At 43.7% G+C, this 21,010-nt stretch carries 16 protein-coding genes and 6 tRNA genes; 13 read left to right on the top strand and 9 right to left on the bottom strand.

Translation table 11 applies throughout. The annotated features are described in order from the left end of the window. Positions 1-224: 224 nt before the first annotated feature. The 8 genes from F955_RS09155 to F955_RS16600 all read right to left on the bottom strand — a co-directional run bounded on the left by F955_RS09155 (position 225) and on the right by F955_RS16600 (position 9,014). Positions 225-315, bottom strand: a tRNA-Ser gene (locus tag F955_RS09155). Between the two features lie 87 nt (positions 316-402). Next, complete coding sequence (locus F955_RS09150; RefSeq protein WP_004893703.1) at positions 403-2,439, bottom strand: NADPH-dependent 2,4-dienoyl-CoA reductase; 2,037 nt, start codon at positions 2,437-2,439, stop codon at positions 403-405. 107 nt (positions 2,440-2,546) lie between these two features. Beyond that, a complete protein-coding gene (locus F955_RS09145) occupies positions 2,547-2,900 on the bottom strand; it encodes a hypothetical protein (RefSeq protein WP_004893699.1) in 354 nt (117 codons plus the stop codon). Positions 2,901-3,134: 234 nt separating this feature from the next. Continuing rightward, a complete protein-coding gene (gene dld / locus F955_RS09140) occupies positions 3,135-4,829 on the bottom strand; it encodes a D-lactate dehydrogenase (protein WP_004893697.1) in 1,695 nt (564 codons plus the stop codon). A gap of 156 nt (positions 4,830-4,985) precedes the next feature. Then, positions 4,986-6,140, bottom strand: a complete 1,155-nt coding sequence (gene lldD / locus F955_RS09135) for an FMN-dependent L-lactate dehydrogenase LldD (RefSeq protein WP_004893695.1) — start codon at positions 6,138-6,140, stop codon at positions 4,986-4,988. A 3-nt stretch (positions 6,141-6,143) separates the two neighbouring features. After that, positions 6,144-6,887 (bottom strand): transcriptional regulator LldR, encoded by a 744-nt coding sequence (gene lldR, locus F955_RS09130; RefSeq protein WP_004893693.1) that lies wholly within the window; start codon positions 6,885-6,887, stop codon positions 6,144-6,146. A gap of 21 nt (positions 6,888-6,908) precedes the next feature. Continuing rightward, a complete protein-coding gene (gene lldP / locus F955_RS09125) occupies positions 6,909-8,570 on the bottom strand; it encodes an L-lactate permease (RefSeq protein ID WP_004893691.1) in 1,662 nt (553 codons plus the stop codon). 273 nt (positions 8,571-8,843) lie between these two features. Next, complete coding sequence (locus F955_RS16600) at positions 8,844-9,014, bottom strand: hypothetical protein (RefSeq protein ID WP_017401397.1); 171 nt, start codon at positions 9,012-9,014, stop codon at positions 8,844-8,846. 59 nt (positions 9,015-9,073) lie between these two features. Here F955_RS16600 and argG point away from each other — a divergent pair, with 59 nt between their 5' ends. Further along, positions 9,074-10,414 (top strand): argininosuccinate synthase, encoded by a 1,341-nt coding sequence (argG, locus tag F955_RS09120; protein WP_004893689.1) that lies wholly within the window; start codon positions 9,074-9,076, stop codon positions 10,412-10,414. Positions 10,415-10,480: 66 nt separating this feature from the next. On the opposite strand, the gene F955_RS09115 is transcribed toward argG, so the two are convergent. Continuing rightward, positions 10,481-11,749: a GGDEF domain-containing protein gene (locus F955_RS09115; RefSeq protein WP_026056722.1), complete on the bottom strand. Its 1,269-nt coding sequence runs from the start codon at positions 11,747-11,749 to the stop codon at positions 10,481-10,483. A gap of 151 nt (positions 11,750-11,900) precedes the next feature. Here F955_RS09115 and pyrC point away from each other — a divergent pair, with 151 nt between their 5' ends. The 12 genes from pyrC (at position 11,901) to F955_RS09060 (ending at position 20,997) form a co-directional block, all read left to right on the top strand. Beyond that, positions 11,901-12,935, top strand: a complete 1,035-nt coding sequence (gene pyrC, locus F955_RS09110) for a dihydroorotase (protein WP_004893685.1) — start codon at positions 11,901-11,903, stop codon at positions 12,933-12,935. Continuing rightward, positions 12,920-13,579, top strand: a complete 660-nt coding sequence (gene rnt, locus F955_RS09105) for a ribonuclease T (RefSeq protein WP_008303612.1) — start codon at positions 12,920-12,922, stop codon at positions 13,577-13,579. The genes pyrC and rnt overlap by 16 nt, the downstream gene beginning before the upstream one ends. Positions 13,580-13,599: 20 nt before the next feature. Next, positions 13,600-13,675: transfer RNA gene (locus F955_RS09100), tRNA-Glu, on the top strand. A gap of 166 nt (positions 13,676-13,841) precedes the next feature. Further along, complete coding sequence (locus F955_RS09095; protein ID WP_004893683.1) at positions 13,842-16,388, top strand: TonB-dependent receptor plug domain-containing protein; 2,547 nt, start codon at positions 13,842-13,844, stop codon at positions 16,386-16,388. Between the two features lie 81 nt (positions 16,389-16,469). Beyond that, positions 16,470-16,619 (top strand): hypothetical protein, encoded by a 150-nt coding sequence (locus F955_RS16715; RefSeq protein WP_004893681.1) that lies wholly within the window; start codon positions 16,470-16,472, stop codon positions 16,617-16,619. 211 nt (positions 16,620-16,830) lie between these two features. Next, a tRNA-Glu gene (locus F955_RS09090) sits at positions 16,831-16,906 on the top strand. 114 nt (positions 16,907-17,020) lie between these two features. After that, complete coding sequence (locus F955_RS09085; RefSeq protein ID WP_004893680.1) at positions 17,021-18,433, top strand: amino acid permease; 1,413 nt, start codon at positions 17,021-17,023, stop codon at positions 18,431-18,433. 86 nt (positions 18,434-18,519) lie between these two features. Beyond that, positions 18,520-19,413 (top strand): alpha/beta fold hydrolase, encoded by an 894-nt coding sequence (locus F955_RS09080; protein WP_004893677.1) that lies wholly within the window; start codon positions 18,520-18,522, stop codon positions 19,411-19,413. Positions 19,414-19,656: 243 nt separating this feature from the next. Further along, entirely contained in the window at positions 19,657-20,568 is a 912-nt protein-coding gene (locus tag F955_RS09075) for an alpha/beta fold hydrolase domain-containing protein (RefSeq protein ID WP_004893674.1), read from the top strand. 131 nt (positions 20,569-20,699) lie between these two features. Next, positions 20,700-20,775: transfer RNA gene (locus F955_RS09070), tRNA-Glu, on the top strand. Between the two features lie 24 nt (positions 20,776-20,799). Further along, positions 20,800-20,875: transfer RNA gene (locus tag F955_RS09065), tRNA-Glu, on the top strand. A gap of 46 nt (positions 20,876-20,921) precedes the next feature. Further along, positions 20,922-20,997, top strand: a tRNA-Glu gene (locus F955_RS09060). Positions 20,998-21,010: the final 13 nt, after the last annotated feature.

Here is a 21,010-nt window from a genome sequence, read left to right as displayed (position 1 = left end):
TATAGCGGCCAATTGACTTAAACTACATGTAATCCCATTCACCATGCAAAAAAAGGTGTAGGTTTTAGCTTTTGGCACTTTTTACTACTTTGTCACTGTCAATCTATATCAGTTTTTATATGTCCGCATATTCTAATTTATTATATAATTCAATGACCTATACCCGTAATTTAAAATATCCAGACAATAAAAAACCCCAGTCATTGACTGGGGTTTTTCGTATCTGGCGGAAGCGGTGAGATTCGAACTCACGGAGGGGTATAAGCCCTCGTCGGTTTTCAAGACCGGTGCATTAAACCGCTCTGCCACGCTTCCATGTGCGCCATCATACGGAGCTTTTCCTCACCTGACAAGTGAAAATTACAGTGAATGCAATCAACTGCATATAGTTTCATCAAATCCTTACAATCTGGCTGCCAGTTCAGCACCTTCACGAATCGCGCGTTTGGCATCCAGCTCTGCCGCCAGTTTGGCACCACCAATAATATGATACTTAGCTATAGTTTTTTGACCTTCAACTGGCATGATTTCTTTCACTGATTCCTGACCGGCACATACCACAATCGTATCTACGCGTAGCAATTGGTCATGTCCATCCACCTCAATCCATAAGCCTTCATCAGTAACCGACTTATACTGCACACCCCGCAGCATGCGTACACCATGTTTTTTCAATTGTGCGCGATGTACCCAGCCTGTGGTTTTCCCTAGACCAGCACCAAGTGGTGTGGTTTTACGTTGGAGCAGATAAATTTCCCGGACTGGTGCTTCAACCTCCGCAGGCTGCATTCCTCCTTCAGTCACATAATTTGGATTTGGGTCTACTCCCCATTCACGCTTCCATTCATCTACAGGCATTGGCTGAGGTTGCAATGGTGGTTTTAGCAAAAATTCAGATACATCAAAACCAATTCCTCCTGCACCAATCACGGCAACTCGATCTCCGACAGATGCTCCATTCAACACTTCGGTATAGGACAAGACCTGTGGCGCATCACTACCCGCAATCTTCAAGGCGCGTGGTACAACGCCAGTCGCCACAATCACCTCATCAAAACCTTCACGTTCCAGCTGTTCACGATTGACCTTGGTATTCAGACGTAATTCAACCCCAGTCTTTTCTATTTGAACCTTGAAATAACGAATGGTTTCATGAAATTCTTCTTTACCCGGCACTACTTTGGCCAGGTTGAACTGACCACCAACATCGTTCGTCGCTTCAAACAGGGTCACCTCATGACCACGTCCGGCAGCCACGGTTGCCGCTGACATACCTGCAACGCCCCCACCCACAACGGCGATCCGTTTCGGTTTTTTGGTTTTTACATAAACCAGTTCAGTTTCATATCCAGCACGCGGATTCACTAAACAGGTAGCACGCTGATTTTTAAACGTATGGTCCAGACAAGCCTGGTTGCAGGCGATACAGGTATTGATCTCATCAACACGGTTGGTCGCTGTTTTATTGACCCAGAAAGCATCTGCCAGTAAAGGACGTGCCATTTGCACCATGTCCGCCTGCCCTGATGCCAGGATTTCTTCAGCAGTATCTGGCATATTGATACGATTCGATGCGATCACCGGAACAGTAACATTTTTCTTTACTTCCGCAGTGTACTCGACAAAAGCAGCCCGTGGCACAGACGTGACGATGGTTGGAATACGTGCTTCATGCCAGCCGATCCCGGTATTGAGTAAAGTAATTCCGGCCTTCTCTAATGCTTTAGCGACGGTAATGACTTCCTGCATGGTATTACCATCATGTACCAGATCCAGTAAAGACAGACGGAAGCAGATAATAAATTTTTCACCAATCTCGGCCCGAATCGCTTTGACAATTTCCACCGCAAAACGCATCCGGTTTTCGATCGAACCACCCCAGCGATCATTACGCTGATTAACATGACGACTCAGGAACTGGTTAATCAGGTAACCTTCTGAACCCATGATTTCCACACCATCATAGCCGGCTTTTTTTGCCAGACTGGCAGTTTTTACATAGTCCTGAATAGTAGCCAGAATCTGTTTTTCTGAAAGCTGGCGTGGTTTAAAAGGAGAAATCGGGGACTTGATTGGACTCGCTGAAACCACAAAAGGTTGGTAGCCATAACGGCCCGCATGCAGGATTTGCAACAGGATTTTGGCACCATGTTTATGCACAGCATGAGTTACCAGTCGATGCGGAGCAATATCTCCCAAGGTATTCATGGTCCCGCCTGCAGGCAGTAACCAGCCCTGACGGTTTGGAGAAATACCACCCGTGATGAGCAGACCTACCCCACCTTTGGCACGCTCGCCAAAATAAGCTGCCAGTTTGGGGTAATTATAGAAACGATCCTCCAGCCCGGTATGCATTGAACCCATCACCACCCGGTTTTTAATCGTGGTAAATCCCAGATGAAGCGGTTTTAAAATATTTGCATAACGAGTCGTTGTCATGGCTATTCCCTTTGATGATGGCTTTGCAACTTGTTGCATATTACTCTAGCGTGTTTTTTATTTTTGTTTATGGCATTTTCACAAAATTATTGCTTTCTCAGGTCAACTCAGGCCTCCCACTGTTTCGCCGAGCTTTTCCATAGTGCAATTGCCCCCAGTACTGTTCCTACAGGAAAACTCAACAGCATCAGCACCGCCATAACTCGGGAAAGTGTACGTCCCTCGCCCTGACCTTTCTTAACTTTCAGAGCTGCCTGAATATTGAAATAGATCAATACCAGCATTAATAAAATGACAAGTCCCAGACTGATGGTTGAAGCGGTTCTTTGCTGAGATTCAAGATAAAGAAAAACTGCGCCACTAAAGATCAACAGGCCGGCATAAATGCCATGCAATACAGACAAAGTCTGATTACGCTCATGCAGTCGTGGTAGCTGTGGCGGGGTGATACTTGAATTCATAAGAGACTCCTAAAAACTTGTTATTGTTGGTTTTATCGTATCAGGACCAGATCATGATCTCTACCTGGCATATTAAAACCCAAGACTGGATTTAAATCAGCAATTTTTCGATCTATTGCAACATTCGTACAACCTGTATTTTTCCAATGTTTTATAGATAAAAAAATGCAGTGCGAGCACTGCATGAGATAGGCCAGATCATAATGTTATTGTTGTTATTCTCAGTTTTTCTGCTTATTTCCAGTATTTCAGCTTTGAGCTATGCCCAATACCAACATTAAAACTATTGGTCGGGTCCAGCTTCTGGTAATGGTTTTTTAACGCCGGTTTGGCAATGTAGAGATGCCCTACATTATGTTCAGCTGGATATTCCGCACCACGATCATCCAGCAGCTTCCACATGGCATGTTCCATCTTCAGCGGATTAACCCCTTTTTTTACAATGTAATCCTGATGAAATACATGGCACAGGAAGTGACCATAATAAAGTTTATGTAAGATCTGCTCTTCCATCTCCTGTGGCAGGGTTTCTACCCATTGGCGGTCATTCCTACGCAGCGCAATATCCAGCGCCACAATATCTTCCACTTCACTTAAATGGGTATCACGGTAACGAATTGCTGCACCTGCTACGGCAAAACGGTGCAGAAATGCCTTACGTCCTTCGTCTTCGGTGCAGAGAAAATAGTTCCCGTTAGGATGGGTCTTAAAGTAGCCTTCAAAGAATGCCTGTACCTGTGCCATATCCTGATTTTCAATTCTGAGAATCAGATGATGCTCATACAGATCACGGTACTCGTTCATGCGTTTTGGCAAATGTGATGGCAGCATTTTACTGATCATTTGCAGAATTTTGTCGCTTAAGCCACGTAGCCCCAGTTTCTGCAATATTCCATCAACCTTGTCTTTCATGGCAAATGCGGCAGGCACTTTGACAGTACCAAATTTTTCAATGAACATAAAAGTGTCTTTGCCATATTCCGCACCGATGTCATAAGCCACACGGTGAATATATTCTCCAGCAATCGGTAGACGCGGTAGATCTTTGAGCAGAAAACGACGGATTTCCGTCAGGTCATCCTGAGTATTAGTACCGACATAAAACACCTGGCTTGGAATCTTTTCAAAAGTATCCAGACGTACGGCAAATACGCAAACTTTACCAGCAGAACCAGAGGCTTCAAACAGACGGCTTGGATCGGCATTGAAGCGTGCTGGAGTATCAGCATCGACCTGACGCACATCCTGACTATAACGATGATCGGAAGCACAGCGATGTTCCTGCTGCTGGATATCCTGCTCGTTATATTGTTTCTGCTCCAGATTTTTCAGAATCTCTTCCGGACTATGACCCAGATGGATACCGAGATGATTCACTAGCTCCAGTTCGCCATGTTCATTGACATGCGCATACAATGCCAGTTCAGTATAGGCCGGCCCACGGCGAACCAAGGCTCCACCGGAGTTATTGCATACGCCACCCAGCACCGAAGCACCGATACAGGATGAACCAATCACCGAATGCGGTTCACGGTTAAATGGTGCCAGCTGCTTTTCCAGTGCATCAAGTGTTGCACCCGGCAAACAGACAACCTGTTTGCCCTCCTGGATCACCTGAATACCTGTCAGACGGCGAGTACTCATCACAATCACTGGACGGTCATATTCACCAAACGGCGTTGAACCACCAGTTAAACCGGTATTGGCTGCCTGCATAATCACGATACAGTCTGCTGCAACAGCAATTTGCAATACTTGCCATTGTTCCAGTAATGAACCCGGAGTGACGACCGCAAACACCTCACCTGAACCATAACGCCGGCCCTGCCGATACAGACGAGTATCGTGATCGTCCGTCAACACATGTCGCTGGCCGACCACAGCGACCAGATTGTTTAAGGTCGCAGTAGGGTCAAATGAGTTTTGCATAGTAGAGCCCCGTTTCATTTTTATAGCTATCTTTTTATAAAATTAGCCATAAGCATGTTTTGGATTTTTAATCTTGAATAGATGAAATAGCAGTAATTCTGTTGTTCCGAATTGCTCTAGGATGACCACGATTTAGAGTGGTCATCCTGATTGGTTTTATTGTGAAATTTCGCGATCGAGCCTTACCAGACAATCCTGTGTAATGTCAGCAATGGTCTTGGCACCTGTTAAGGTCATGGCAACACGCATTTCCTTGTCGATCAGATCAAGAAGGTTACTGACACCAGCCCCGCCTGCAGCACCCAATGCATAAACGAAGGCCCGACCGAGCATACAGGTGTCCGCACCCATTGCCAGCATACGCACCACATCCAGACCATTACGGATACCAGAGTCGACCAGGATTTTCAGTTCACCTTTTACCGCATCAGCAATTGGTGGCAAGGCACGTGTGGTAGATAACACACCATCTAACTGACGACCACCATGGTTGGATACTACAATGCCATCCGCACCGAAACGTACAGCATCTTTAGCATCTTCAGGATCCAGAATCCCTTTGATCACCATCGGACCATCCCAATAGTCACGGATCCATTCCAGATCTTTCCAGGAAATAGACGGATCAAAATTGGCACCCAACCAGCCGATATAATCTTCCAGGCCTGTCGGTTTACCGAGGTATTTCGAGATATTGCCCAAGTCGTGTGGACGACCCATTAAGCCGACATTCCAGGCCCAGTGCGGATGCATGCAAGATTGCATATAACGGCGTATCGCTGCATTTGGTCCACTCATGCCGGAATGCGCATCACGGTAACGTGCACCCGGCACTGGCATATCTACGGTAAAGACCAGCGTTGAACAGCCAGCTGCCTTGGCACGTTCCAAGGCATTTTTCATAAAGCCACGGTCACGCAGGACATACAGCTGGAACCACATTGGGCGCTGGATCGCTGGTGCCACTTCTTCAATTGGACACACAGATACCGTCGACAAAGTGAATGGAATCCCTTTTTGGTCTGCCGCAACTGCTGCCTGCACTTCCCCACGGCGTGCATACATACCGGTCAAGCCTACAGGTGACAAGGCCACCGGCATCGAAAGGGTTTCATCAAATAATTTAGTTTCCAGATTTAGTGCTGACATGTCATTCAAGACACGTTGACGCAGCGCTACTTTTGATAAATCTTCTACATTGCGTTTCAGCGTGTATTCTGCATAAGCCCCACCATCAATATAATGAAACAGGAATGGTGGAAGACGACGTCGTGCGGCTTCACGGTAATCATTTGCAGAAGAGATAATCATAATTTAGATCCTGTTTAATCGGCTCATACGCTGCTGACGGGCTTCATCCTCATCAATCGTGCGTACTTGCTGAATGACAAACTCAATGTGTCCACAAACTGCCTGACGTGCAGCTTCTGGATCTTGACGCTCAATTGCGGCCATCACCTTAAAGTGCTGGTCCTGCAACTGATCAAAACGGTGGGCTTCGGAATAGACTTTGCGTCGTCCGAGTACCACATTAAATTGCAGCAGGTCGAACAGACTGCGCATCAACTGGATCAGCACCACATTATGCGATGCTTCGGCAATGGCAAGATGAAAACGGGCATCCGCGCGAGCTGCCTCATCGTCATCACCCAACAGCTGATAGTGTGCAATCTGGTCGTAACACTGTCTGATTTTTTTTATATCATCGGGTGTGGCGCGCTGTGCGGCATACCAGGCTGTACCGCCTTCCAGAATCAGACGAGACTCCTGAACATCAAAACGGTATTCAGGATCGACATCCATCAGGTCACTTAAAGGCTGCACAATATGATGCTGTGACCAGTGATTCGGCAGTTCCTGTAAATAAGTACCGGCACCAACACGGCTCACCAGCATGCCCTGGCTGACCAGATGTTGCAGCGCTTCTCGCAACGAAGAGCGCGACACGCCTAACTGCTCACATAATTTACGTTCTGCGGGCAAACGGTCCCCGACCTGCATATGATTTTTTTCAATCAGACTACGCAGACTTTGTACGACTTTATCAGAGACTTTCATTGCACCGCCCTCAGTATGGTGTTATGGAATCATCCATGGGAACACATAAGCTTGTAAGGTGATAATGATACCGATCATCACCGTGAAGGTGATACTGTGTTTTACGGTAAAGCGGAATAAATCCGATTCTTTACCGACGAGACCCACTGCGGCACAGGCAATTGCAATCGACTGTGGTGAAATCATTTTACCGGTTACACCACCGCTGGTATTCGCAGCCACCAGTAATACTTCAGGTACACCGATCTGCTGGGCCGTAGTTGCCTGTAAAGCCGAGAACAATGCGTTTGCTGAAGTATCAGACCCTGTCAGGAATACACCGACCCAGCCCAGGAATGGCGAGAAGAACGTAAATGCTTGTCCTGTATGTGCCAGGGCTAATGCCAAGGTTGCCGATAAGCCTGAGTAATTGGCAATGAAAGCAAACGCCAATACCATACCAATTGAGTAAATCGGTGTTTTCAGCTCATTTACTGTTTCAGCAAAGGTCGCTACTGCGTCTTTCGGTTTCATTTTCAGGTAAATGATGGTGATGATTGCAGCGATCATGATCGCTGTACCCGTCGCCGACAACCAGTCAAATTTATAGATCGCGTCGTAGTCTTTCGCTTCAGCGACCACCGGCGGCAACTTTTGAATCATTTGATGCAGGAAAGGCACTTTAATAGAAATTACTAAATCACTTAAAGCCCCATCTTTGGCAAACAGATCTTTAAATGGTTTGATGCTCCATAAAGTTACCATGGCAGTCAGTACCGCAAATGGCGACCACGCTTTAATAATTTGACCGATGCTATATTTTTGCTGGCTTGCCAAAGCAATGTTGCTATCGACCTGTTGTTCATTATCAAAACGGAAAATATGTTTTGGCTGCCAGAACTTGAGTAATACCGTTAAGCTCACCAAAGATGCAATTGCTGCAGTGATATCGGGTAATTCAGGACCCACATAGTTAGCAGTCAGGAACTGCGCCAGGGCAAAAGAACCACCACCGACTAAAATTGCAGGCCAGGTTTCTTTCACACCACGCCAGCCATCCATGATTGCCATAATCCACACCAGTACAATGGGTACCATGATTGGCAACTGACGTCCTACCATCTGGCTGATTTCCATGGTGTCTACGCCTGATACCTGACCAGCGACAATAATCGGAATTCCCATCGCACCAAAAGCCACAGGTGCAGTGTTCACAATCAGACATAAACCCGCGGCATACAGTGGTTTAAATCCAAGACCTACTAATAACGCAGCAGTAATCGCAACCGGTGCGCCAAAGCCTGCAGCACCTTCCAGGAAAGTACCAAAAGCGAAGCCGACCAATAACATTTGTAAGCGCTGGTCTTCGGTTAATGACAGGATCGATGAGCGAATAATGTCAAATTGACCGGTCTTCACTGAAATCTTGTAAAGGAATACTGCCCCAATAATAATCCAGGCAATCGGCCATAAGCCGTAGAAGAACCCATAGACCATGGAAGCCAATGCCATAGTGACTGGCATTTTGTAGAGGAACATTGACACCAGAAATGCCAAAGCCACAGTAATCGTTCCTGCTACACTGCCCTTCATTCTGAAAACAGCAAGAGCAAGGAAAAAGAATACGATTGGAATGAGGGCGATCGCGCTAGAAATCCAGATATTTCCAATTGGATCGTAAATTTGTTGCCACTGTTGAAGCATTCTCTACTCCTTGAAATGCTTGTTTGTTATTTCATTACAGGACATGTCCAAAAGATTATTGGTATGACCAATTTAGCATTAAACAGACCAATATCGGTCTTTGAGGTAGCCAAATTTAATAAAATATTTAAAATACCGCAACATTTAAATCATTAAAATAGAATTGGTATGACCAATTTTTATATTAAAAGATGGAATTCAATATGAGTGAAAGCTAAGCAACATCCGGTATTTAACAGGTTGAAAGGAGCAAAGGTTGAGATAAAGTGAAGCCTATAGAACTTTAGTCTTAGCCCGCTTTAAAACCCTGGATTTGGCTAATTCAAGGCCATTTGTGATGGCTCTATTTGCATTAGATTGTTTATTTTTTTGTCTATTTTTTAGATTTTGCATTTTTTTTGCGAAAACTTGCCATTTGAAAGGTGTTACAATATCTGCATTCAAAATTCTCCTTGGCCACCAATATAAGTGGTGCCTATATTATTCTATCGTTAGGATTAACAATGTCTGATAATGCAACTATCTTACAGAATGTACCTGTAGGCAAAAAAGTTGGTATTGCCTTTTCTGGTGGTCTAGATACTTCAGCAGCCCTGTTGTGGATGAAACAAAAAGGCGCAGAACCTTATGCATATACTGCAAACCTGGGTCAGCCTGATGAAGATGATTACGATGCGATTCCAAAGAAAGCTGAAGCATATGGCGCAGTAAAAGCACGTTTAATCGACTGCCGTCTACAGCTTGCATTAGAAGGTATTGCTGCAATTCAATGTGGCGCGTTCCACATCTCAACTGGTGGTGTTCCTTACTTCAACACAACGCCACTAGGCCGTGCAGTAACAGGGACAATGCTTGTTACCGCAATGAAAGAAGATGACGTCAACATCTGGGGCGACGGCTCAACCTATAAAGGTAACGACATCGAGCGTTTCTACCGTTATGGTTTGTTGACTAACCCGAATCTTAAAATCTATAAGCCTTGGTTAGACCAGACGTTTATTGACGAGCTTGGTGGCCGTGCTGAAATGTCTCAGTTCCTGATCGACAACGGCTTTGACTACAAAATGTCAAAAGAGAAAGCTTATTCAACTGACTCAAACATGTTGGGTGCAACTCACGAAGCCAAAGATCTTGAATACCTGAATGCAGGCATCAAAATCGTTGACCCAATCATGGGTGTTGCGTTCTGGAAAGAAGAAGTTGAAATCAAACCTGAAGAAGTGTCGATCACTTTTGAAGAAGGCTTCCCAGTTGCAATCAATGGTCAACGTATCGAAGATCCGGTTGAGTTCATTCTTGAAGCGAACCGTATCGGTGGCCGTCATGGTCTAGGTATGTCGGATCAGATCGAAAACCGCATCATTGAAGCGAAATCTCGTGGTATTTATGAAGCTCCAGGTATGGCGCTGCTTCACATTGCTTATGAACGTCTGGTGACGGGTATTCATAACGAAGACACGATTGAACAATACCGTATCAATGGTTTACGTTTAGGTCGTTTACTTTACCAAGGTCGTTGGTTCGATTCTCAAGCGCTTATGCTTCGTGAAACGGCTCAGCGTTGGGTTGCTAAAGCCATCACAGGTACTGTGACTTTAGAACTACGTCGTGGTAATGACTACACGATTATGAACACTGAATCTGAAAACCTGACATACGAAGCTGAACGCTTAACGATGGAAAAAGGTGATTCAATGTTCTCACCAATGGATCGTATCGGTCAGTTAACTATGCGTAACCTGGACATTACGGATACGCGAGCAAAACTGGGTATCTACACAGGTGCGGGTTTACTTGCAGTGGGTACCGGTTCAGCTGTTCCACAATTAAAAGACAAAAACTAAGTTTTAGTTGTGTCAAAAAAACCGCGCAAATTGCGCGGTTTTTATTGTCTGTAATTCAGGAAAAATTCAACTGATATGCAGCGGTTTTGAATTTACCGAAGCAATGCTTTGATAATAAATCTGATTGCGCCCTAGTTGCTTGGCACGATACAGTGCCTGATCTGCAATACCGAGTAATCCATCTTTGGTCATAGCTTGCTCGCCACGATAAACCGTAATGCCTAGACTTACCGTAATCTGCTTGGATACCAAAGATTTTTCATGTGGTATTTCCAGCCGTTCAATCGCTTTAAAGATATTGGTAGATACTGCATAAGCCCCATGTGCATCAGTTTCTGGAAGCAGCACCACAAACTCCTCACCTCCATAACGCGCAACAAAGTCCATATGCCGGATCGCATTCTTGATAGTTTTGGCGATGGTCGAAATCACATCATCACCCTTCTGGTGCCCATAAAAATCGTTATAGTTCTTAAAGAAATCTACATCGATAAATAAAATAGCCAAAGAGCTTTCCTGACGCTGAGCGGTAGAAAAGTAAATTTCCAGCATTTCATCAAAGGTACGGCGATTCGAGATTTTGGTCAGCTCATCATGCTGGCTCAGATGTAACAGTTCGGTATTGTGAATCCGGTGAATCTGCTCACTGATCCGCGCCCGCATGGAATAAAGAAAAATCATCCGTTCACGTGCAAAAATCATATGACTAATAACAAAACCGAGCAGGCAACTTCCCAACAGAATTCGGCCAAATACCAAAGGATTAAAGTTAGCCCCAACCAGGGTCAGGCAGATAATCGTAGTTCCAGCTGCCAATACACCAGTGATCATCATCTGAATCGGCTTGACACCAGTAAGGATATAACCCAACACATAAATAATGGTGACAATTGCCATGGATTGATGCTGTAAAGCTGCGGTCTGAATGGACATAGTCAGACATGAAATTGAAACCAGTGCCCAGAATATCAAGACCAGTGAAGCAGGCTGAAAAAAAGGTTTTAAGCGTTCTAAACTGGAGAATAAATAGAAAACAAATAAACTAATTCCGCCATTAATAATACCTATTAAAGACAATACAAAATCATGTACAAAATATTGTTTATCGATGATCCAGTAATCGGTAGGAATAAGGATAAGCATGCCGACAAAATAGATTAATAGTCCTGCCCAGACATACTGATCGGCGTGCTTACGGGCACGTTCCAGATTTTTGGTCCAGAATTCATCTTCAAGCGGTTGAGGAAAAACTCGGCTCAATTTCTGCCCAGCAATAAGCTCTTCGACTTTTTCCTTTTGATCCTGCAGTTTTGCTAAATTATACTTATATTCCATGGCAAGCATGTATGTAATTTTTTTAGTGTTTTTAAAATAACATACTTTTTTAAATTAATTCATAGTTAATGCATCTTTTGTCAGTATTTCACATTACCATTTTCAGTATAGATGCATTATCATTCATATTATTTCTCTGATTGAATTCGCCTTGAATACGATTACGATTCTCCAGCCAGATGACTGGCACGCTCACCTACGTGATGGTCTAGCACTTAAACGTACTGTTCCTGATCTAGCTCAACAATTTTCCCGCGCAATCTGTATGCCAAACCTGGTTCCACCAGTAAAAACCGTGGAAGAGGCAAACAGCTATCGTGAACGCATCATGGCGCATGTGCCGGAAGGCTGCAACTTTGATCCACGCATGGTGTTGTACTTCACCAACAATACTTCACCTGCCGAAGTTAAAAAAATCAAAGAATCTGAGTATGTGAATGCCATCAAGCTTTATCCTGCTGGTGCGACTACAAACTCGGATAGCGGTGTAAGCGATATTTCTAAAGTGTATGCAGTAATTGAGCAGCTTGAAGAACATCAGGTACCTTTACTGCTACATGGTGAAGTCACGCATAACCATGTCGACATTTTTGATCGTGAAAAACGTTTCCTGGACGAAGTACTTTCTCCATTATTAAAGCAGTTCCCGAAACTGAAGCTGGTACTTGAACATATTACCACCAGTGAAGCGGCAAACTTTGTCCTGGAACAGGACCGTAATGTGGCGGCAACGATCACGCCACAACATTTACTGTTCAACCGTAATGACATGCTAGTGGGTGGCATCAAGCCGCATTTCTACTGCCTGCCGATTTTAAAACGCCAGACGCATCAGCAAACTCTGCTGGAAGTCGCGACCAGCGGTAATCCTAAATTCTTCTTGGGCACAGATAGTGCGCCGCACTCAAAAAATGCCAAAGAAAATGCATGTGGTTGCGCAGGATGTTATAGTGCGCCCACTGCAATTGAACTTTATGCTCAGGCATTTGATCAGGTCGGCAAAATTGACCGTCTGGAAGGTTTTGCGAGCCACTTTGGTGCTGACTTCTATGGTCTTCCTCGTAATACCAATACCATTACCCTGGTAAAACAAGATCAAGTGATTCCTGAGAGTCTGGACTATTTGGATGGTGAACAGATTATTCCGTTATATGCGGGTAAAACCATTCAATGGAGAAAAGTGTGACAAATGAAACTCTCCCAGTCATTGGTCAACGTTTCCGTGGATTCCTGCCTGTTGTTGTCGATGTAGAGACAGCGGGCTTTAATGCACAAACTGATGCCTTGCTGGAAATCGCTGCCATTCCTATTATTTTTAATGAGAAAGGTGAATTTGTGCCGGGCCCTGCTCACCATGCACATATCAATCCATTTGAAGGGGCAAACCTTGACCGCCGTTCGCTGGACTTTATTGGGATCGATCCCTCTAATCCGATGCGTATTGCAATGGCCGAAGATGAGAAAACTGCGCTTAAACGCATTTTTAAATCTGTCAATGAAGTACGCCGCCAGCAAAACTGTACCCATGCCGTTCTGGTCGGTCATAACGCGCATTTCGATTTAGGCTTTGTACAGGCGGCAATTGCCCGTACAGGAACCAAAAACCAGAACCCATTTCATAGTTTTTCTGTCTTCGACACAGTGACTTTGAGTGCGGTGATGTTTGGTCAAACCGTACTGGCAAAATCCTGTATTCAGGCCGGTATCGAGTTTGATGGCAAAGAAGCCCATTCTGCGTTATACGACACGCAGAAGACAGCTGAACTGTTTTGCTATATTTTAAACAAACTCACCCCACACCTGCTTGACACTTTGGTGGCGGATCAATAAGATACCGCCATCTTCTAAACGTCCCTATCGTCTAGAGGCCTAGGACATCGCCCTTTCACGGCGGTAACCGGGGTTCGAATCCCCGTAGGGACGCCATCTATTTTCCTCTGTCTTTTTATTTTTTATTATTCAGCTATTTAAGTCGATTAAATTCTGCACACCCAAAAAACCCATTAATGCAAATAATTCTCATTATTATTGATTATTATACCAAAGTTAATGATAATCACTTTCATTATCTTTTACAGATTCAACCCTTCTCATGCGTTTTGCTTATTCAACACTTTCTATTGCAGTTCTAACCACATTATCAACCTCTAGCTTCGCAGAAGAATCAAATTATCAAGAATCCATCCTTAATGAAGCTACGGTTAAGTTCAACACGATTATTATTGAAGCTCAGCAAGAAAATGAAGTTGGAAAAGCCATTTATTCAAAAGAAGACTTAGAAAAGACGCCGAATAGCTCTAAAAATATCACTGACTTTTTAAAAGTAAATCCGAATGTGCAGTTTAGCAATGAACATATGGCAGCCAGCTCACAAGCTGATTTAAAACCGGCTGAAATTTCGATTCATGGTGCACAATCATTTAATAATAAATTTGTGGTCAATGGCGTCAGCAACAGCAATAACCTCGACCCCGCTGGTTCAGGAAATAGCAATTACGGTGCAGTGTCTGGCGGTTCACAAGGTGTGGCAATCAACACCGATTTATTGTGTAATTTAGAAGTATTAGACAGCAACATTAGTGCAAAACACGGTGGCTTCACCGGTGGTGTGGTTCAGGCAGAAACCTGTGCACCTAAATCTGAAGTTGGCAAAGTCCATGGTAGCATCACTTATGACTATACAGAAAGTGACTGGAACCGCTACCACTTAAAAACTGCTGCAGACAAAGGACTCTTTGAAGGTGCATCAACGCAGTCAAACCAAAAAGAGTATGTTCGCCAAGGTGTTAGTGCCAATATTTTTGCTAAGCTTTCAGAGGTCTATGGCTTCGATCTCTATGCTTCACAACGTAAATCAATAATTCCTGTTGAAAGTGGCTTACCTGCACCAAAACAAATTGATCAAGAAAAACGTAACACCAATGTCGGCGGAACCTTGTATGTCGATCCAAATGCAGACACCAGTATGAAATTCGGTTTCGCTTTAGGTGATTTGGAAGACAATACTTACGCAGACAAACGTCGTAACTCTCACAGCAGCACCAATAATCAATCAGCTTTAATTTTCGCAGAGATGCAAAAAAAACAAGATTGGGGACAATTAATACACCAGCTCAATTACCAGCAAATTGACAATGCACGTGAATCATCATCTGATCGCGGTGTGAACTGGATGTATGCAGCAGGGAGCAAAGACTGGGCAAATACTGAAAAAGTATGGGAAGGTGCAACCTCTGCAGATATTGATTTAAAACAATCTTCTGTGAGTTATGGGTTAAATGCGCTATTTAATAACTTTAAATTTGCAGACACCGACCATCAAATCAGCGCCGGTTTTGCCTATCATTATGATGATGTGCAATGGGAACGTACCAAAGATTTTTCAACTTTCTATGGCGTAACATCAGGGAAAACCCAAAACTTGTTTGATCTTAAAGGTCAACAATGTCAAATCAATGATCCCCTCTGCGATGAAAATACCACAGCTGTATTCCTGAACAATAAAGTCCCTACGGTCTTTGATGGCCAATACTTTAAAAAGGGTAATGTATACAAAGCAGGCAGCTTTGCTGGTCAATATCATCAAGCAGCCTTGTATCTAGAAGATAATATTCGCTGGAACAACCTCAATGCCCGTTTAGGTGTGCGTGCTGATTATGATGAATCAAATAATAATCTTAACTTTGCACCACGTAGCAGCATTAGTTATCAGCCTTTTTCCAATAAATTATTAACCCTGACTTCAGGTTGGAACCGCTACTATAATGCCCCAACGTATATGACGGACTTGCGTCAACATCTGACCTCATTAGATTTTGACCTCAGCCGTGCTGATCAAAATTCTGAATGGGTTGAAGAAGTAAAAGTTTCAGCCAATGATACACGCCGCAAGGATCTTAAAACCCCATTTGCAGATGAATTTGTCCTTGGGTTTAATAGCCAATTTAAAAACACCAATCTCAGCTTAAAATGGGTGAATCGTCAGTATGATGATGAAATCACCCGTAATAGAACTGATATTCCAAACGACTATTTTACTTATTCTTATGAGTTTAATAACAGCGGTTATGGCGAAAATGATACCGTAACGCTAGAACTTAATACGATTGAGCCATTTAAATTTAAAGGCACTCAACATGATTTAGGCTTAGCAGTCAATTACTCGGATGTGTACCGTAGCGCACCAGATTATACGGAAAACTTTACCGAAGAAGACCTTCAGGAGCTGATTTCCTATGATGGCAAAATCATGCCTTATGGTGACCGCCCTGCATCAAACTATAACCAACCGATTACTGCACGTGTCATGTGGAATATTGGCTTTGATTCTCTTCCTTTAAAAATTTCCAACTTCTTTAGCTATAAAGACACCTATGAGCAAGTGTTAGAAGCGAGCTCTGCTGACAAAGTGGTGCATGATGGCGTTAAAATCGATACTTATACGCTACAAGATGTAAAACCTCGTTTTACATGGGATGTGCGCACCACCTATGATTGGAAAGTTTCAAAAGATTATTCAGCGATTTTTGGCTTAACGGTCAATAATATAACTAACCGCAATAATTTATATGTGAGTGGAAGCAAACTGTACTCTGAAATTGGCCGCCAATTTATCGCAGATGTCACTTTTAAATTCTAACTCATGGACAAGAGCATTCAGGTGCTCTTTTGAATTAGCTTAGGCTATAATTACTGCAATTTCATCTCTTGCATTTGTGCCATGTTAAAAAAGATCTTACTGGTTTTAGTGATTTTAGCGCCTTCCATGCTGTATCTATATATCGTCAACCGTGAAGATAAAACCGAAGCACCTGCGGAACAAACGGTTCCAGCCAGTCAACCGGCCGAATCCCAAACACCTGACCATTAAATCCACACGACTTAAACTCCTGTAAAGTGACGGGAATTTGAGGTCTCAATGTCGATTTCTGATGCTACAAACTGATGGATACGCTAGTTTGAACTCAGAAATCACATTAATCCTTTGTTCTTGTTTAATGTTTAATCTGTTAATTCATTTTTAGCAAAAAGCCTTTTGACAAAGCTTAGCTTAGTCCTTAACATAGCCATCACCTCGCAACGTCCCTATCGTCTAGAGGCCTAGGACATCGCCCTTTCACGGCGGTAACCGGGGTTCGAATCCCCGTAGGGACGCCATCTATTGATCTCATACGATCAGCACTTATTCAAAATTACTATTATTTGATTGCAGATTTGTAGTTTTTCACTACAATAGCTCGCTTCATTCCTTTGAAGTATTTCTTATTTCCTATGCACTCATCTCCGAATGATGCTTCGCATCAGGGCAATTCTGCGCCTTTAAAACGCGCTATGAGTACTCGACATCTGGTCATGATTTCGCTTGGTGGCGCAATCGGGACTGGCCTATTTTTAGGGTCGGGTGAAGTCATTGCACAAACGGGGCCTGTAGGTGCCATTCTTGCTTATCTCCTCGGCGGTATCATCGCTTACATGGTTATGCTATGTCTGGGTGAACTTGCCGTACATATGCCTGAATCTGGTTCATTTGGTGCTTATGCCAAACGTTATATTGGACCGGGCACAGGTTATACCATTACCTGGTTATACTGGCTGACCTGGTCAGTGACACTGGGAACCGAATTTACCGCTGCAGCTTTATTGATGCAGGAATGGTTCCCGGACAGCTCCATGTGGATGTGGACACTGGTCTTTGGTGCGCTTGTGTTTACACTGAATATGATTTCGACCCGCTGGTTTGCAGAATCCGAATTCTGGCTGGCCCTCATTAAAGTTGTCACTGTTATTGCCTTTATCCTGCTGGGATTATTGGCCATATTTGGTGTATTGGGTTATGCAGGTCAGGAAACTGCCCCGCTGTTTAGCAATCTGACAGCTCAGGGTTGGTTCCCTGAAGGCCTGTTCCCCATCTTCACAACAATGCTGATTGTCAACTTTGCCTTCTCAGGTACAGAACTGATTGGTGTGGCCGCTGGTGAAACCAAAGATCCTGCCAAAAACGTACCGAAAGCCATCAATACCGCAATTTTCCGCCTATTGATTTTCTTTGTAGGTACGATTGTCGTGGTGACATGTCTATTACCACATCAAGAAGCAGGTCTTGCGGCGGAAGGTGTAAGTAGTAGCCCATTCGTGACCGTATTCCAGCACATTGGTATTCCATATGCTGAAGACGTTATTCGCTTTGTAATTATCACTGCGCTGTTGTCTGCAGCAAACTCAGGTTTATTTGCTGCCTCCCGTATGATGTGGTCATTGTCTTATAGCAAACAATTACCAGCCATGTTCTCAAGAGTGAATGCTCGCGGTATTCCTTACATTGCGGTAATCGTGACTATGATTGGTGGTATGCCAGGTCTGTTGTCTGAACAGTTTGCGCCAGAAACCATTTTCACCAACCTGTTAGGTATTGCAGCCTTTACCATGGTGGTGGTCTGGATGAGTATCTGTCTGAGTATGTTCAACTTCCGCCGTGAATGGTACAAACAAGGGAAGACAGCTAAAGATCTTGCTTTCGCTGCACCGTTGTTCCCGATTGTGCCGATTCTGGGCTTCCTGTTCTGTCTGATCACCTGTATCAGTATGGTATTTGATCCAACAATGCGAATCAGCTTCTTTGGCTGTCTGGTGTTTATTGGACTTTGCTATGCCAGCTATTATAAGTTTTATCACAATAAAGCTTAAATCTTAGCGCTAACAAAAGAGCAGCTCCGGCTGCTCTTTTTTTTATCTATACTGAATATGTTTCAGGCAACCACAGCGGTGTGTCGATGAAAATTATTTATATCCATGGAATGAACAAGCAGAATTTTAGTTCTGCTTCATTAAAGCAACGGTGGCTAAGTCTGCTTAAACATGGTCTGGAACAGTCGCATCGACAGGCCTGTTTTGCCTATATCAAACGTCATGTTCGTATCCCTTTTTATGGAGATTTACTGTTACGGCATCATTTACATAATGTATTGAACGCCAGTACCTTAATGCCACAAGACTGGCCACATTTTCCCTTGCGCCAGCCACTTAAATCCCAACCGTCGCCGCCACATCTTCATCAGTATTTAGCTGAAACTTGCAAGATTCCCGAATTAAATATTGAGGATGCTTTGACTTTTAACCAGAAGCTGAAATTTATTACTACCTTAAGCCGAAATACAGCCTTACGGGATTTTATGGTCTTGCTCAATTATTTTACCCATCTGCATGATACGCTCATCAAAAAATTTCTGATTGAAACATATTCCTATCTGGCCAATGCCAGATTCATGCAGCAAGTTCATCAGCGTATTGGTCAGCGACTACATGACAATAAACCTTGTATCTTGATCGCACACTCCTTAGGCAGCGTGATTGCCTATCATTATCTGCTTTTACATCCGGAATTAAGTGTGCAGCGCTTTATTACGCTGGGATCACCCATGGCCTTTCGTGTAATACAGGAACATTTACCGCAACCGATGACCCGCCCCGAAGCCATTCGTGGTGCCTGGATCATTTTTTATTGTAGCGATGACTTTCTGACTGCCTTTCCCTTATCAGAACCACCCTTCCAGTTTCAGCCGGCGATTATTAATCAGAAAATTCGTACCTCCATCTATCATCCGCATGATATTGATGGTTATATCCAACATCCCGACGTCATCAAAGCGCTGCTGAAATTACTTTAGGATTTACTTAAACAGCTGGATTCAACTTTTACCGTTTTATTCCTATCTTTTTTCTATGTAGTAAAATCCTTGATCCGTATCTATCAATTTACTGCTTTTTCTACTTTTTTATAAATATACAACTGTCTGTTAATAATTGTTTTATCAAAGTAATTTACACATGAACACCACAAAAAGTACAGCTTGGCTTGCCGCAATTTTCTCTATACTGTGAATATATAGATCGACCTCCGTGAGGTATCGATGAAAGTTATTTTTATTCATGGAATGAATCAGCAACATCATAGCGCTGCATCGATCCGTCAGCGCTGGCTACATATACTTCAAAAAGGTATTCGCAAACATCATCACGATGCCAGATTCAGTTATTTACGACGTCACATTCACATTCCATTTTATGGGGACTTGCTTTCTCGCTATAACGTCCGCAACATCCTCAATGCTGGCACCCTGATGCCACAGCAATGGCCCAGCTTTCGGTTCCGTCAGCCTGTTCAGCCCCAGCTTCCTGCACCAGTTCCACGTCCTGGCTGGCGCAAACCCGTGATTTCCGATCTTCCCCTGCTCAACCTGAATGACTCCATGAATTTCAAACAGAAATTCAAGTTTATTACTACATTGAGCAAAAATGTTGCGCTGCGGGACTTTGTGTTATTGCTCAATTATTTTCCCAGTCTGCATCGTAGCCTGCTTCAAAAATTTCTTATTGAAACCTATTTGTATCTCGACAATCCTGGTTTCATGAAAGAAGTTCATGAGCGGATCGCCCGACAATTGAACGGTCGTAAACCTTGTATTGTAATTGCTCATTCTCTGGGTAGTGTGATTGCCTATAATCATCTTATTCAACATCCAGAACTCAATGTACAGCGTTTTATTACTTTAGGATCGCCATTAGCATTCCAGGTGATCCAGTCACATTTACCACAACCGATTGTACGACCTGCTGCAATTACAGGCGACTGGATAAATTTCTATTCAACTGATGATTTCCTCACCGCTTTTCCTCTCACACAACCGCCATTTCAGTTTCAACCTGCAATTATTAACCACGGCATTCGTACACATATTCACCGCCCGCATGATATTACTGGTTATTTACTCCATCCGCAGGTGGTAGAAACAATTCTAGAATTGCTTAAAAATCCAGCTTAAACCATGTATTTTTCAAGTATTTTCTTAAGATTGTTTTAATTTTATGCACTCGGTTCAAAAAACTAGAAAAAGTGCAGAAATGCGTTTGACACCCCCCTTTTTTCACCCTATTATACGCCCACCTCTGAAACGTCCCTATCGTCTAGAGGCCTAGGACATCGCCCTTTCACGGCGGTAACCGGGGTTCGAATCCCCGTAGGGACGCCAATTTTCAGAAAGTAGTTTTATTAAGTCCCTATCGTCTAGAGGCCTAGGACATCGCCCTTTCACGGCGGTAACCGGGGTTCGAATCCCCGTAGGGACGCCATTACTTCAAACTGAAAGTAAAGGTTTTAAAATCTATCTTCTGTACTGTCCCTATCGTCTAGAGGCCTAGGACATCGCCCTTTCACGGCGGTAACCGGGGTTCGAATCCCCGTAGGGACGCCATATTCGAGATGAT

The sequence above is a fragment of the Acinetobacter schindleri CIP 107287 genome (genome assembly GCF_000368625.1).
Lineage (GTDB): Bacteria > Pseudomonadota > Gammaproteobacteria > Pseudomonadales > Moraxellaceae > Acinetobacter > Acinetobacter schindleri.
This window is presented reverse-complemented; position numbering and strand designations above follow the sequence as displayed.

Bases quoted from the DNA above. Each gene is read 5' to 3' on its own strand.
- F955_RS16715 (WP_004893681.1), top strand. From the start codon at position 16,470: ATGTTAAAAAAGATCTTACTGGTTTTAGTGATTTTAGCGCCTTCCATG.
- F955_RS09150 (WP_004893703.1), bottom strand. From the start codon at position 2,439: ATGACAACGACTCGTTATGCAAATATTTTAAAACCGCTTCATCTGGGA.
- F955_RS09080 (WP_004893677.1), top strand. From the start codon at position 18,520: ATGAAAATTATTTATATCCATGGAATGAACAAGCAGAATTTTAGTTCT.
- F955_RS09095 (WP_004893683.1), top strand. From the start codon at position 13,842: ATGCGTTTTGCTTATTCAACACTTTCTATTGCAGTTCTAACCACATTA.
- lldP (WP_004893691.1), bottom strand. From the start codon at position 8,570: ATGCTTCAACAGTGGCAACAAATTTACGATCCAATTGGAAATATCTGG.
- F955_RS09145 (WP_004893699.1), bottom strand. From the start codon at position 2,900: ATGAATTCAAGTATCACCCCGCCACAGCTACCACGACTGCATGAGCGT.
- lldR (WP_004893693.1), bottom strand. From the start codon at position 6,887: ATGAAAGTCTCTGATAAAGTCGTACAAAGTCTGCGTAGTCTGATTGAA.
- rnt (WP_008303612.1), top strand. From the start codon at position 12,920: ATGGAGAAAAGTGTGACAAATGAAACTCTCCCAGTCATTGGTCAACGT.
- dld (WP_004893697.1), bottom strand. From the start codon at position 4,829: ATGCAAAACTCATTTGACCCTACTGCGACCTTAAACAATCTGGTCGCT.
- F955_RS09115 (WP_026056722.1), bottom strand. From the start codon at position 11,749: ATGGAATATAAGTATAATTTAGCAAAACTGCAGGATCAAAAGGAAAAA.
- F955_RS09085 (WP_004893680.1), top strand. From the start codon at position 17,021: ATGCACTCATCTCCGAATGATGCTTCGCATCAGGGCAATTCTGCGCCT.
- argG (WP_004893689.1), top strand. From the start codon at position 9,074: ATGTCTGATAATGCAACTATCTTACAGAATGTACCTGTAGGCAAAAAA.
- lldD (WP_004893695.1), bottom strand. From the start codon at position 6,140: ATGATTATCTCTTCTGCAAATGATTACCGTGAAGCCGCACGACGTCGT.
- F955_RS09075 (WP_004893674.1), top strand. From the start codon at position 19,657: ATGAAAGTTATTTTTATTCATGGAATGAATCAGCAACATCATAGCGCT.